The 13,402-nt window shown below is 56.7% G+C and carries 13 protein-coding genes; all 13 read right to left on the bottom strand.

From position 1 onward, the window contains the following. Positions 1 to 77: 77 nt before the first annotated feature. Entirely contained in the window at positions 78 to 701 is a 624-nt protein-coding gene (locus ACP0GE_RS03195; RefSeq protein ID WP_424830558.1) for a helix-turn-helix domain-containing protein, read from the bottom strand. Continuing rightward, entirely contained in the window at positions 698 to 1,156 is a 459-nt protein-coding gene (locus ACP0GE_RS03190) for a hypothetical protein (protein WP_424830557.1), read from the bottom strand. Before ACP0GE_RS03190 ends, ACP0GE_RS03195 begins: the two co-directional genes overlap by 4 nt. A gap of 381 nt (positions 1,157 to 1,537) precedes the next feature. Then, positions 1,538 to 2,062, bottom strand: coding sequence for a LysR family transcriptional regulator (locus ACP0GE_RS03185; RefSeq protein ID WP_424830556.1), 525 nt, complete (start codon positions 2,060 to 2,062; stop codon positions 1,538 to 1,540). A gap of 88 nt (positions 2,063 to 2,150) precedes the next feature. After that, positions 2,151 to 2,807: an aspartate/glutamate racemase family protein gene (locus ACP0GE_RS03180; protein ID WP_424830555.1), complete on the bottom strand. Its 657-nt coding sequence runs from the start codon at positions 2,805 to 2,807 to the stop codon at positions 2,151 to 2,153. Positions 2,808 to 2,811: 4 nt separating this feature from the next. Continuing rightward, a complete protein-coding gene (gene hydA / locus ACP0GE_RS03175) occupies positions 2,812 to 4,278 on the bottom strand; it encodes a dihydropyrimidinase (protein ID WP_424830554.1) in 1,467 nt (488 codons plus the stop codon). A gap of 18 nt (positions 4,279 to 4,296) precedes the next feature. Next, complete coding sequence (locus ACP0GE_RS03170; protein WP_424830553.1) at positions 4,297 to 5,085, bottom strand: SDR family oxidoreductase; 789 nt, start codon at positions 5,083 to 5,085, stop codon at positions 4,297 to 4,299. Further along, positions 5,075 to 6,019 carry a dihydrodipicolinate synthase family protein gene (locus ACP0GE_RS03165; RefSeq protein ID WP_424830552.1) on the bottom strand — a complete coding sequence of 315 codons (945 nt, stop codon included), beginning with the start codon at positions 6,017 to 6,019 and terminating at the stop codon, positions 5,075 to 5,077. Before ACP0GE_RS03165 ends, ACP0GE_RS03170 begins: the two co-directional genes overlap by 11 nt. A gap of 945 nt (positions 6,020 to 6,964) precedes the next feature. After that, positions 6,965 to 7,771, bottom strand: a complete 807-nt coding sequence (locus ACP0GE_RS03160; protein ID WP_424830551.1) for an inositol monophosphatase family protein — start codon at positions 7,769 to 7,771, stop codon at positions 6,965 to 6,967. Further along, positions 7,764 to 8,783, bottom strand: a complete 1,020-nt coding sequence (locus ACP0GE_RS03155) for a LacI family DNA-binding transcriptional regulator (RefSeq protein WP_424830550.1) — start codon at positions 8,781 to 8,783, stop codon at positions 7,764 to 7,766. The genes ACP0GE_RS03160 and ACP0GE_RS03155 overlap by 8 nt, the downstream gene beginning before the upstream one ends. Beyond that, on the bottom strand, positions 8,780 to 10,198 hold the full coding sequence (locus tag ACP0GE_RS03150; RefSeq protein WP_424830549.1) for a glycerophosphodiester phosphodiesterase family protein: 1,419 nt from the start codon (positions 10,196 to 10,198) through the stop codon (positions 8,780 to 8,782). The genes ACP0GE_RS03155 and ACP0GE_RS03150 overlap by 4 nt, the downstream gene beginning before the upstream one ends. Then, complete coding sequence (locus ACP0GE_RS03145; protein ID WP_424830548.1) at positions 10,198 to 11,247, bottom strand: ABC transporter ATP-binding protein; 1,050 nt, start codon at positions 11,245 to 11,247, stop codon at positions 10,198 to 10,200. The genes ACP0GE_RS03150 and ACP0GE_RS03145 overlap by 1 nt, the downstream gene beginning before the upstream one ends. Then, positions 11,247 to 12,074, bottom strand: a complete 828-nt coding sequence (locus tag ACP0GE_RS03140) for a carbohydrate ABC transporter permease (RefSeq protein WP_424830547.1) — start codon at positions 12,072 to 12,074, stop codon at positions 11,247 to 11,249. The genes ACP0GE_RS03145 and ACP0GE_RS03140 overlap by 1 nt, the downstream gene beginning before the upstream one ends. A gap of 10 nt (positions 12,075 to 12,084) precedes the next feature. Next, positions 12,085 to 13,386, bottom strand: a complete 1,302-nt coding sequence (locus tag ACP0GE_RS03135) for a carbohydrate ABC transporter permease (protein ID WP_424830546.1) — start codon at positions 13,384 to 13,386, stop codon at positions 12,085 to 12,087. Positions 13,387 to 13,402: the final 16 nt, after the last annotated feature.

The raw sequence follows: 13,402 nt of genomic DNA, 5'->3' as shown, positions 1-13,402 counted from the left end.
AGCAGGCCCGACCCAGCGCAACGCTACGCGCTCACTGGCTGGAAGAAAAGCCGAACCACAACAGCGTCGGGATTATTCTACCGTATCGCGGATACGGCCATGACGATAACGCGCAACACGCCCTGCGTCCCAAGCCCGACCCACAGGGCGGCGACCAACAGTCCCGAGATCACGCACCAGATGGTGAGTCCTCCGCGCAGCGCGCGCAACAGGATGCCCGGTCGATCCGATAAACTGCGTTCGATCTGCCCGAGCGCAGTACTGGTTTCGCGCTGTATGTCGCATAATGCGCCCACGTCCTGGCGCAGCGCCTCGATCTCCGGCGCAAGCTGCGCGATGAGCGCGAATTCTGCATCGGAGGCGTCAGCGTCAAGCCGACCGCCACCCTGTTCCAGTGCTTCGAACCGGGTGCGCAGATCGTCCCCCGGTTCCATCTCGCCACGCTCGATCTTTCCGAGGGTGGTATGTGACACGCGCAGAAGACTGGCAAGCCGCCGCTGCGACAGGCTGGCGCGGTCGCGCCAGAGCTTTATCCGCAGACCAAAGCGATCCCCTTTTCCATCCCGCATCCCGAACTTGTCCCTTTTGAGGTTTCCATTTCCAGCTTTTCCAGTTTCCAGAACCCGGAAAAGCCATTTGGTTTCAATGTATCCGGACGGAACCCGTGTTGGAAACTGGAAACTGCCTTTGCCACCCGTCATTGCCGTCCTTGTTCGACGGGAAGTTTCAGGAACACATAGGCCAGAACCGGTTTGCGCCCCGCAGGCTCCGCCGTCCGGCGGGATGCGATGTTGCGCCCATCGATCGTTCCGATGACGAGGCGATCCGGGGCCGGACAATCCGCCGCCCAGACGGCCTGTGCCGCATCAGCGTATCCATTGCCCGTATGAGTTGTTGTTATGACCTCTTCCTTAATCTCATATCCCTCGATCCATTCGATCGCACCAGGCGCGACGGCGAGACACCCAACTGTTCTGTCCTGTGCGGCAATCGCATGGACCTGGCCGTTGTCGTACCACGCGCGCATCTCATCGGGGTCAGCGGCAGACAGGTTCCTTCCGAGGGCAGGGTTCTGTGTCTCAATGTCCCGGTAACGGTTTTCGACCAGTATCTCGAACGGGGCGAGACGGACCGGGCTGTTGCCTGGACAGTGCATATCAGCGCAGCGGGCCACATATCGCCCGCTGCTTTGTGACCGAATTGGCATTGGTCTCGTTATATGTAAGCAGTTATTGATATATGTACGGCTGCATTCAGGGCCAAAAAATGACTCAAAAATCGCTATGCTTTGTATATAGCATATATGCTTACACATACCGTGATCAACGCGAAAGCAGTGCAAAACGCGGGATTATGCGTACATAGTTCTCACCAAAAATGCAACTTTTTGCGACAGAGTGCCTGCAAAAAACATATATGTAGCACATATAAACTCTGCTTGAAGTCACGCGCAACATTCTGTATTAATTACGTTAATGAGAGGAACGATGCAAACTATGTAAGGTGGTTAGTCCCTGATTTGGTGGTTTTTGGGTTTTCACACCAAGGGTTTCTCGACCAATGGAATGGTGTGGAGATGGTCATCCCGCACCATACCAAGCATGAATCCCACCTCGGCCTTGCCATTACGCACTTCGTCCACCACTCGCGTCACGCGACGAATGTCATAGCGCACTTTGGTTTCAGGATGCGTGGCCAGAAAGCCGTGCAGGGCCAGCGGCAATACCGAATAACCAAGCGGAGGGGTGGCCAAGATACGCAGACTGCCCATCCTGGCCGACTTCAAATCCCGAACGGCCTTTTCGACATCTCCCAGAGTGGAAAACAGAGGCCCCACTTCGCTCATAAGCATCATTGCCTCTTCGGTTGGGATCAGGTTGCGCCGAGACCGTTCAAAAAGGGACAGGTTGGTTTGCTGTTCAAGTTTTCGGATACCATTGGACACTGCTGGTTGAGAAATTCCCAAGCTTTCAGCGGCCCCAACTGTCGTGCGCGCCGTCATGACGGCACCGAAGATCTCAAGCAACCGCAAGCTCAGGTCGTTTTTGCGGGTAATCTTCATGTCTCAGCCCGGTGCAGTCGCGTTTTGATCCGGTCTTAGCACAGGTTAGGCGCAGCGGGGTAAAAATGTCTTTCAACCAGTTGGATCGTCACTTTACTGCGCCGAGCGCAAGCGCGACTGCGGCCCAGGTCGGGTCCACAACCGGCAGGCCGATTTCATGCTCGAGTCGGGTGCGATGGCCAGACATACCTGCACAACCGAGAACAAGACAATCGGCCCGATCTTCATCACGCAGTGCTACTGCCGCCTTTGCCACGCGGGCATATGCATCGGGGGTTCCGCTGTCGGCAACACTCAGATCAACGGGTCTTTCCGCCGCAAGGCTTGAAAGAACGCCCATGTTTTCAAGGTAGACCAAATGCCTTTTGATCGAAGTTTCGCTAAGCGCAACAACCCCAAACCGCCGCCCCAAAGCCATGGCCGTCAGGACACCCGCATTCTGGATGCCAAAAACCGGGCGATCCGTCAGCGCGCGGCAAGCGTCAAGCCCGGGGTCACTGTAGCAGGCGATGACAAAGGCGTCAGCCTCGCGATCCGAGATCACCGCATCTTCCAGCATGGGGATCACTTGATTGATGTGATCCGCGCTTTCGATCCCAAAAGGAGCGTCTTCAAACGTTACGCAATCGATGCGCGGCCCATTAGGTAGTCGCAACCCTTCAAGCGACAGCGAGAGGTTCTCTGTGACGCTAGCGTTAGAATTCGGGTTAATGACCCGTATCAGTTTTTCGCTGCGGCCGGACACAAGCTCAATCCAACAACCGCGCGCCAAAGTTCAGTGCCGGGTTCATTTCCGGCGGAGTGGGTGAGCTGTACCCGACCGGATCAAATGGTCGCCGATGCACAAATTGCCCACGGCCGCGTTCAGCATACAGCTTGTTCTGATCGACAATGATTTCTCCCCGGCTGAGCACGGTCACTGGCCATCCGGTCAGGCTGTGACCTTCGAACGGCGTGTAATCCATGTTGTCGTGCATGCCGTCTGCAGTGATCGTTCGGGTCAGCGCCGGATCCCAGATCGCGATATCGGCGTCGGACCCGATGGCAATCGTGCCCTTCTCGGGGTGCATCCCAAACAGGCGGGCAGCGTTGGTGCTGGTATACGCCACAAATTGATTCAGCGTGATCCGCCCCTTGTTCACGCCATGGTGGAACAACAACGGTGCGCGCAGTTCGATCCCCGGCATGCCGTTTGCTACCTGCGTGAACGGCGGGTTTGGTCCGTTGGACAATTTCCCGGTTTCGTCGAACCGATAGGGCGCGTGATCCGAGGAATAAAGGTGAAAGGTCCCGGCCTGAAGGTGTCGCCACAAATCTTCCTGCGTCTGTTTGTTTCGCAAGGGTGGCGAGCAGACATATTTCAATCCTTCCGCACCTTCGCGGTCCAGATCATCGGCTTCCAGAAACAGGTATTGCGGGCAGGTTTCGCCGAAAATCTTCTTCCCCGCGCGTCGGGCATCGGCCACCAAATTGGCCCCGGCCTCGGATGACACATGTACGATCAGCAATGGTGCGTCGACATAAGACGCAAGCGCAATCCCGCGAGAGATTGCCTCGGCCTCGGCTGCCGCCGGGTGACTGACTGCATGATACGGGGGCTTGGTGTATCCCCGATCAATCAGGCGTTTCACCATCCATTTGATCATGGCGTTGTTTTCGGCGTGCACCATGGTCAGTGCCCCGTGTTCCCGGGCTGTGACCAGAATATCCAGCATCTGCTCGTCACTGACGATCATCTTGTCATAGGTCATGAAGACCTTGAACGATGTTATGCCGCCCTCGAACGCTTTGGGCAGGCCTTTGGTCAGAACCTCCTGGGTCGGGTCCGATACAATCAGGTGGAACGAGTAATCCAGCACCGATTTGGAAGATGCGCGGCTGTGATACAGGTCCAGTACATCATCGATGCTCTGCCCCCGATGCTGCGCCGCAAACGGGATGATCGAGGTGTTGCCGCCGAATGCGGCTGAAACAGACCCGGTATAGTAGTCATCCGACGTCATCGCGCCGGTTGCGCTTTCCTGTTCGATATGCGCGTGGCTTTCGATCCCGCCGGGAAGGACCAGTTTTCCGGTCGCATCGATTGTCCGCGTTGCACCCGACAGATTATCGGCCAAAGCGGTGATCTTCCCATTCCGAATGCCCACATCCGCGCGGAACGTGTCCGACGCGGTGGCGACGGTGCCCCCTTGGATAATCAGATCAAAAGCGTCCATTTCCACCCCATTGATGTGTCAGACCGATTTGATTGACCCGCCATCACAGCGGATCTGGCTGCCGGTTACGTAGCTTGCCCTCTCGGACACCAGAAAGGTTGCGACGGCAGCAAACTCTTCGACCTTACCATATCGCCCAGCCGGAATAGTCGCGCGCGATTTGGCGCGGACCTCGTCGATCGTACTATTGGTTCGGCTGGCTGCACCTGCGTCCAACTGATCAACCCGATCTGTATGGATGCGCCCGGGCAGGAGCATGTTAACCGTAACCCCGTCCGCTGCAACTTCGTTGGACAGGGTTTTTGACCAGCCCGCTAACGCCGAGCGCAAGGTGTTGGACATACCCAGGTTGGGGATCGGTTGCACAATGCCAGATGAGGCAAGCGTCAGAACTCGGCCCCACCCACGTTTACGCATCCCGGGCAAGCAAAGGTTTGTTATCTCGATAATCCGCAGAACCATGGCGTCAAACTGCGCGCGCCAACTGTCGGCGTCGGGGCCTGTCACTGGGCCAGCAGGTGGACCACCCGTGTTGTTGATCAGAATATCGACCTGTCCCAGCTTGTCCTGCGCTGCCTGGAACAGGGTTTGTGACGCGTTCGGCTCGGAAAGATCACAGGCCACGTAATGCACGGATCCGGTCGCCGCCCATCCCATCCGGCTTGCCAGAGTTTCCAGCTTTTCACCGTCGCGCCCGGTCAGAAGAACATTACACCCCTCCTCAACCAGCGTTTGGGCAATGGCTGCCCCCAGACCCTGACTGGAGGCCATCGCGAGAACATTCTTACCCGCCAGATCAAGCTCCATGTCCCGCTTCCTCCAGTCGTCTTTCAAGGCGTTTCAGCAAGTTATCCAATTCGGTATGATCGGTCGCACTGAGTTTTGGGCCCGGTGCGCGGGTGGCTGCCGACGTAATAACACCGCGCCGCCGTAGAGTTTCCTTGCGAACCGCCAGCCCAAATCCCGGTTGCTGTTCGTGTTTTGTCACTGGCAGGTAGGCATCGAACAGATCCTGCGCTTTGTCTTCCTGTCCTGACTTGAACAGATCGACGACCTGCACCAGCATTTCGGGGAAGGCAAAACCGGTCATTGCGCCGTCGGCGCCACGGGCGAGTTCCTGCGGTAGATACAGTCCGCCATTTCCGACAAGGATGGGAACACGACGGACCTGCCCGTTTTCGGACGCTTGCCGTAGCGCGGTAATCTTGCTCAATCCGGGCCAGTCCTCGTGCTTCAGCATTGCGATCTGCGAGAAATCATTGAACAGCCGCGTCAAGAGCGCCGGAGATACGGGTGCTTTGGTTGCCAGCGGGAAATCCTGATAGCAAATCGGAACCTCCGATCCCAGCTTTTCACAAACCGCAGCGAAATATCCGTAGATCTTTTCGTCCGTGTCATGGGCGGCGTTTGGGGCGACCATGACCCCGGCTGCACCGGCCTCCATCGAAGCCTGCGTCAGGGCGTTCATCGTATCGAGCCCGGCACTGGACACGCCGACCACGACCGGAATACGCCCGTTCACTGCCTTCATCATGTGCCGCATGAAGGTTAGGCTTTCATCGTCCGACAGTTTTGGGGCTTCTCCCATCATTCCAAGAATGGTCATCCCGGAAACGCCTGTCTCAAGATAAAACTCGACCAGTTGTGTTGCGCTGTCGTAGTCAATCGCCCCATCATCAAAAAACGGGGTGGCAGAGATGATATAGACGCCCCCGGCCCGGTCATTCAGCTTGTGTGGCACACATTTCCTCCTGCATTTGGCCTGGCTTGCAGGTGGCACCGCACCGCGCAGACGTCTTGTTGGCCGGGGCGACGTCGCCCGGTCTGATACTTGTATGATATCGTGGCATTCAGATCCTGACAGGGGCCAGGTATGGGGCAGAGGACCAACTGCAAATCATTCCGGTGGCCATTGACTCGAGGCGGGCCTGTCCAAGTGGGCCGCAGCCATCGGATTGAAGTATCGCAGTTGATCCATCTGCCTCAGTGACAGCGAACCGTTTATGGGTCCGGGTCACGGAAAGGTCGCCTTGCTGGATTGCCCGATTGGCCACTACCGGGTTGCGGCGAGGTTCAACCTCTTCCCGTGGCAAGAGTACAGGGTCTCTCTTGCATGTGAACGTCGCCGCAGGATGGCCGACCGGGCTGGGCACGACACAGGATATGAAAGTTTCAGGAGTTGAAACTGTCAAACAAGCCATGCGTCTGTTTCCCTCCCCTGGAAACTGTGCCGTTGGGTCGTTGGGTGACCTTTCCCGCGCGACAGAAACTCATAGGTTCAGCGAAGATTCAATAACTTTGGCTATTAAAATAATTATAGATATATAATCTGTGAAAATACATTGTTCAGCTGTTCCTTTGAGACGCTGAACTGCCGTTCCGATACGGATCGGAACGGCACACTCGTTACAACACCAAACTGAAACAGCAGAACTGCCGCCGTCTTCAGCTTACTGTGCCACACAACAAAGTGGCGAACCTACCATATGTGTTGAGTTTCGAATTGAAACAAAACCAGGCGTATTTCCCCTATTTCACGGCATTTTGGGCCCGAGAAAGCCGTGACATGGAAACAAACGCCTACAAGCTAATTCAATTGTTAATTTGATGCCGGTGAATCGCTGAGCGGCAGCTTTCCAGACCTTGCCGACCGGAGTTCGAGAGCAAGCGACGGGGCATAAGGCTTTCAGGGCCTGCTTGACACCTTGCGATCGCACGGAACAACTGACCCAATAACCACCTGTTCCAACTTTGGCGTGACGGCCAGAATGCGGCTGCCGTGTTTCAATAGCTCGGGAACTGGTGCGCTGTGCACAAGACCACCCGCTTCGCGAATAATCAGAACGCCGGCAACTGCGTCCCATGCGTTTAGATGTGCCTCGTAATATCCTTCGGCTCTGCCCTGCGCCACGTTCATAAGGCTTACCGCCGCAGACCCGTTTCGGCGGTATTCCATCTGCGCGTTCACCGTACGCTCGATTGTCGCCAGATAGTCCTGCACTGGATTGCGGGTCGAGCGCCCCAACAGCAGCAAAGCCTGTTCCGCCCGACTGCAATCTGAAACATGCACTTGCCGGTCATTGCAAAAAGCGCCCTGCCCTTTGGCCGCCCAGCACAACTCGTCCCGATCTGGTGCATAAATTGCGCCGAGTTCTATCTCATCCCTTTCACAATACCCAATCGAAACAGCCCAATCGGGTAACCCGCGCATGAAATTTGCGGTGCCGTCGATGGGGTCGATCACCCAAATCGCCTCACCGCTGCCCGATAGGCCTTCTTCTTCGCCCAGAACGGCGTCACTGGAATAACATTGGGAAATCAGCGCCCGGATTTTCTCTTCCACCTGTCGATCTGCGACGGTGACAAAATCCTGAAGCCCTTTGACCGAAATGAACGTTTCATCCTGCTCCTGATAAAGCTTCTGGGCCAGTTTACCTGCCTCAACAGCAAGAAATTTTGCAAATTCCAGTTTCGAGTCAAATCGTTCAGTCATAACTGCTCAGCGTTGTTTGCCTGAAAATCGGCGTTAGTTTTTGATTGAAATGCTGTATTTCCATCTCTGGATTCTCGATGCGATCCAGCATTTGCTGGACGGCGGCCAGCACTTGTTCTTCGGCGTCCTGACGCATTGTCGACAATTGATAGGCCCCCCACCCGGCCTGTTCGATGTCGTCACATCCCGCGATTTGCATGTCGTCTGGAAAGCGTACATTCCAATCGGCGCGCAGCCTGTCCATGACGCCCAATGCTAAAAGATCGGTCGCGCAGAAGACACCATCGATGCGGTCCAGTGCGATCCCGATGCTGCCTGCAATATCGTAGCCAGCCTGATAGCTTTGATTTGCGGATACGAACTCCTGAACCTCCACATGTTCAGCGTGGCATTTGTCAACAAAAGCACGTGCTCGACCAGTCACGGAGTAAGACGGCACCTGTGGATGCACAACGGCCAGCCGTCCCGTGCCGGATCGCGTGAGCATGGTATAGGCCAGCTCTCCGGCCTGCTGAACGTCGATCTGAACGGTGTCAGCAATATCTTGGTTTTTGCCCCTGTTGATCAGAACCAGAGGCATACGCAGCCGGTGACACTCCTGAATGATCTTCGGTGACGGCGTGGCCGACGTGACCATGACGCCAGCTACGTTGTAATTCAGCATGACCGACAACCATTGTTCGATATCATCATCAGGTTCAAAGGTCAGCAAGATAGGACGATAGCCGTGACTGATGAACTCCTGCGCTGCGATCCGCACCTGGCGGGAACGAAACGGAGTGTCTAAGGACGAAGCCACAATGCCCACCAGGTTGGATTGCCGGGTTTGCAGGCCTCGGGCCAGAAAATTCACACGGTACCCCAGTTCTTCTGCCGCCTTCAGCACCTTTTCCCGGGACTTTTCCGAGATGTGGGCCCCTTCGGTAAATGCCCGAGACACCATCGACCGCGATACACCGGCCCGGCGCGCGACATCAAAGGACGTGACTGGCTTTGTCGGCTCATCCGTCAACTCGCAACTCCTTTTTCGCGGCAGATTTCGGCAAAAACAAACGGCTGGTCCAGATTGACCATATCGGGGTCCGCATCGGCGATCTTCTCTAACACAGCCCGGTCATCGCCGTTATAGGCGATCATGATCGGCATGCCCTGTTGTCGCAACTCTGGGAAATCTGACCAATCATCGTCCACGGTGTATTCCAGCAAAGACGGAGACAACGTGGCCATAGCCTCTTCCAGTGTCTGAAAATCCTGTCGCCGCATCATGATCTGCGCCTCATCCGATAGCGCGCGCATGTCGTGCAGAGACTGCGTGACGAAGGACCAAAAGAACACCCGGTCTTGCATCTGGTGGGCCGCAACCCGGTTCCACACCAAACGGGCGGGCGCGGATTTCAGTTCAATGTAAAGCTGACCGTCATAGGATTTCGCCAGCCTTAGCATGTCATCCAATGTCGGGATCATTTCCCGAGCGTAGAACGGCGAAAACCACGCGCCCGCGTTTAGTAGTTGCAGCTCGGCAAAACTGTGTTCGCAGACAGGGCCGGTGCCGTTGGTTGTTCGATCCAGAGTCGGATCGTGCAGCACGACCAGATTATTGTCTGCCGTGACATGCACATCGATTTCGACATGACTGAACCCTGCCGCGAAACATGCATGCGCAGCCGACAATGTGTTTTCCGGAGCGATTTTGTTGGCTCCTCTGTGGCACACAACGAGCAGATCGTTGTGAAACCGGATCGGATTCACCAGCTCTGGCCGGTCCGAGCAGATGCCAAGCACGGGCTTACGGCGAATCTCTGCCATTCGGGTCGGGTCTTCCTCATGCCACAGAACCACTTTCTGACCTGTTTCATGGCATCTGGAAAAGAAGGCATCGTCCAGCAAATCCTGAGGCCTGTCCAGTTGTTCCCAGCACAGATGGATGATGTCTGCATCTGCTGACACTGCGAAAGGATCCACCCCAACGGGGATCAAAGACGCCAACGGGTACGGTGTTTGTGCCGCCCGCAAATCCTTTACCGCACCGGGATCAAATGCGCCGAGAATGGCTTGTTCGATACCCGCAGCTTCAAGCATTTCGGATATTCGGACAGAAGCTTCAGGTGCCTTTATGTCGGCATAGATACCGCAGGCCCGGGCGTGCGCCAGAGCGATGATTTCTGAAAGAAGCGGTGCCTCGTCTTCACCCACGGCGGCGCGGATTTCGGCATAGGATAGGGACGAAACGTTCCGCCCGTCTGGCAAGGTGAAGTCGTGAAACGCGAATATCTGGCTGTCAGCCGTTTGGTGCAGATCGACCTCCCACATATCTGCGCCTAGATCGGCGGCCAGTGCAAACGCGGCCAGAGTATTCTCTGGCGCATATGCACTGGCCCCGCGATGCGCGATCGACAAGGGCCGGGAGGGGGTCAGCCAGCCCGTCATCAGATGCGCGCGCCTTCGGGTGTAAAGGCAAGCGCATGATCCGAGGCGACGCCCCAATTCACGGTCTCACCCAGTTTCAGCCTGGGGCCCGCCGGTTGAATGGAACGCAGAACCGCGCCGTTTGGCAGGGTCACGTTATAAAGATCCTCCCTGCCTTGCGTCTCAACAAAGCTAATCTGGCCTTGCAGCCCGTTGCCGAACTGCGGGCCAAAATACTCGGGCCGGATGCCGAGTTGGACTTGTCCGGTGACCTTGGGCCTCAGCGCCTGGGAAATCGCAATGCCGCTGTCGCCGACGCGGAACTGGCCGTCCGCGACAGTTGCATCGAGGAAAGAGATCGGTGGGTTGCCCAGAAAACCAGCCACAAAGGTATCGACCGGGTCGTTATACATCTGATCGGGCTCGCTGAGCTGAACGATTTTGCCGTCCTTCATCAGCGCGATGCGGTCGCACATCGACATCGCCTCGACCTGATCATGGGTTACGAGGATGGCGGTGATTCCGGTCTCCAACTGAATGCGACGGATTTCCGAGCGCATCTCAAGCCGCAGCTTGGCGTCAAGGTTGGCCAGCGGTTCATCCAGCAACAGCACATCCGGTTGCCGCACCAAAGCACGGGCCAACGCGACACGTTGCTGTTGACCACCCGACAGCTGCGCCGGACGGCGGTCGAGTAGTTCGGGGATGTGGACCAGCTCGGCAATCTCGCCGACCTTGCGCTTGATCGTGGCGTTATCCAGCTTCTGCACCCGCAGCGGGAAGGCGATGTTCTCGCGGATGCTCATATGCGGATAAAGCGCATAGTTCTGGAACACCACGCCTACATTGCGTTTTTGCGACGGCAGGTCGGATACATCCCGGTCCCCGAAATGCAGTGTTCCGCCATTCATCCGATGAATGCCGCAGATGGTGAAAAGCGTGGTGGATTTTCCGCAACCCGAAGGCCCCAGCAACGCCATCATCTCACCGCTTTCAACGGTCAGGTTCAGCTTGTCGATAACGGTCAGGCCGTCGAAGGTTTTGGTGAAGTTAGTGAGCCTAAGTTGCATCAGCCTTTCGAGCCCCCGCCATAGATATTCATGAGTTTCTTCTGGAAGATCAGATAGATCAGGATCACCGGCAGCGCGTAGAACAGGCCCACCGATTTGAAGAGGTTGAAGTCGACTTCCAAACTGTCATCCAGCAGGAAATAGGCCAGATAGGTCGACAACACTTGCGCGTCGCTGCCCGGAGCAAGGACCAGGGGCAGGATGAATTCGCTCCATCCCGACAGGAAGGAAAAGATCAGCAGCGCCGAGAGGCCCGGTTGCACCTGCGGCAACACCAGCTTGCGCCAGACCATGAAGCGGCTGGCGCCGTCTTGCACGCCTGCCATCTCAATCTCCCACGGGACGGTGTCGTAGAAGCCCTTCATCACCCAGATACCAAAGGGTAGTTCCAGCGCGGCCTTGACCATGATGACCCCGATCAGCGTATCGAAAAGGCCAAGGAATTGCAGGATCAGGAAAATCGCGATGATCAGCGTGATGGTCGGGAAGGCGTGCAGGATGATGACGCCCGCCAGAAAGAACCGCCGCGCCGGGAAGTTCAGCCGCGACAGCGCATAGGCCGAAGTCAGCGAGGTCGCGCAGACAATCGCCGCCGTCGATCCGGCAAAGATGAAAGTGTTGATCGTCGCGATCCAGACCGAGCCGCGCCCGGTGGTGTCATCCCACAGGAACCGCCAGTGATGGAAGGTGATCTCGGATGGGATCAGGCTGCCGGGTTCGGCATCGGTGATCGAGTCCACCAGCGTAAAAGCATACATGATCACCAGCGGCAGCGACAGGATCGTCAGGAGCGCAATGATGGGGAAGGCGCGGAAATTCGATGTCATCTCGGGGCCTCTATTGCTCGATCCGTGGCTTCGCCACGAGGTCTTTGAAGTTGAAGAACCGCAGGTACAGCGCGCTGGTCACGATGCCGATAACAACCAGCACCAGCGCGTAAGCCGCGCCCAGACCGTATTGCAGGTTGCCACCATAGTTGTTCAGCGCGGTGTGATAAGCGGCCAAGGCCCAGACTTCGGTTGCGCCACCTGGCCCGCCATCGGTGGCCAGCAGGATGTATTCAAACGAGGTCAGCAGGGACAGCGTCTGGTAGGACGAGGTAAACAGGATCGGCCAGCGCAGTTGCGGCAGGATGATGTAGCGGATTTGTTGCCAACGGTTCGCGCCATCGACCTCAGACGCATAGAGCATTGAGGCCGGGATTGTGCGGATCGCCGAGGAAAACAGGATCATGCCCAGCGAGGCCCCGACAAAACCGTTGATCAGGATGACCAGGATCCAGGCATTCGTTGCCGTATCCAACATCCAGTTTCGCGGGGCGACGCCGAACCAGCCCATGAAGGACGAAATGATACCGGTATCCCATGTCAGCCAGTACCACATCAGCACGTACAGCACTGGCGGCAAGATGCGTGGCAGAAACCAGATGGTGCGGAAGGTATTGGCGATGCCGGACGGTAGATAGAAGGTCGAGATCGCCAGAAACAGGCCAAAACCGACGTTGAATGTCAAAGTGAACACGACATAAAACAGCGTGTTCATCGCATAGCGCCATGAACTGTCCAGCGAGAACAGCAGCTTCATGTTCTCGGTCGTCCAGACCCAGCCCGTATAAGCGGTTTTGACCAGAATATTCTGATCTGACTCGGGAATGCCCGCTGCGGTCAGCGCAGTGCGAAACTCATTTTCAGTCTGATACCGTTCGTCCATCACGCTTGAGGTGAACAGCTCGGCCAACGCTTTGCGATCGCGGGTTGACCGGATGCGGTTCTGACGCAAGTCCTTCAGCGCCCGCTCCATGTCCCGCCGTGACGAAAACTCGGCCCCTGCATGCAGCGTTGCAAGTTCGTCTGCCGTTGCCTGATCGCGCTCTTCTGCCAGACGGGCCAAACCGGCCTCATCAACCACATAGCCTGCGTTTTCTAGCTTGTCGAAAGTCTCATCCGACACGCCGCTGGCCTTGACTGCGCGCAAGTCTGATTGGGTCAGCAGATACTCACCCCCCGTGATGCCCGTCGACGTAGACATGTTGGTAAAGGCGAAGAACACCGTCAGGATAACCGGGGCGAGGAAAAACAGCGTCACCACGATCATCGCGGGTGCAAGAAATCCGAACCCAAGCGCGTTGAAGCGGGGCATGGCATACTCCGAAAAA

The organism is Ruegeria sp. (assembly GCF_965243365.1).
Classification (GTDB): domain Bacteria; phylum Pseudomonadota; class Alphaproteobacteria; order Rhodobacterales; family Rhodobacteraceae; genus Ruegeria.
The sequence above is the reverse complement of the archived record's forward strand: the minus strand, read 5'-3'. Positions and strand labels throughout refer to the sequence as shown.

Coding starts and splice junctions, on each gene's coding strand:
- ACP0GE_RS03195 (WP_424830558.1), bottom strand. CDS start 701: ATGACGGGTGGCAAAGGCAGTTTCCAGTTTCCAACACGGGTTCCGTCC.
- ACP0GE_RS03190 (WP_424830557.1), bottom strand. CDS start 1,156: ATGCACTGTCCAGGCAACAGCCCGGTCCGTCTCGCCCCGTTCGAGATA.
- ACP0GE_RS03185 (WP_424830556.1), bottom strand. CDS start 2,062: ATGAAGATTACCCGCAAAAACGACCTGAGCTTGCGGTTGCTTGAGATC.
- hydA (WP_424830554.1), bottom strand. CDS start 4,278: ATGGACGCTTTTGATCTGATTATCCAAGGGGGCACCGTCGCCACCGCG.
- ACP0GE_RS03170 (WP_424830553.1), bottom strand. CDS start 5,085: ATGGAGCTTGATCTGGCGGGTAAGAATGTTCTCGCGATGGCCTCCAGT.
- ACP0GE_RS03160 (WP_424830551.1), bottom strand. CDS start 7,771: ATGACTGAACGATTTGACTCGAAACTGGAATTTGCAAAATTTCTTGCT.
- ACP0GE_RS03150 (WP_424830549.1), bottom strand. CDS start 10,198: ATGACGGGCTGGCTGACCCCCTCCCGGCCCTTGTCGATCGCGCATCGC.
- ACP0GE_RS03145 (WP_424830548.1), bottom strand. CDS start 11,247: ATGCAACTTAGGCTCACTAACTTCACCAAAACCTTCGACGGCCTGACC.
- ACP0GE_RS03140 (WP_424830547.1), bottom strand. CDS start 12,074: ATGACATCGAATTTCCGCGCCTTCCCCATCATTGCGCTCCTGACGATC.
- ACP0GE_RS03135 (WP_424830546.1), bottom strand. CDS start 13,386: ATGCCCCGCTTCAACGCGCTTGGGTTCGGATTTCTTGCACCCGCGATG.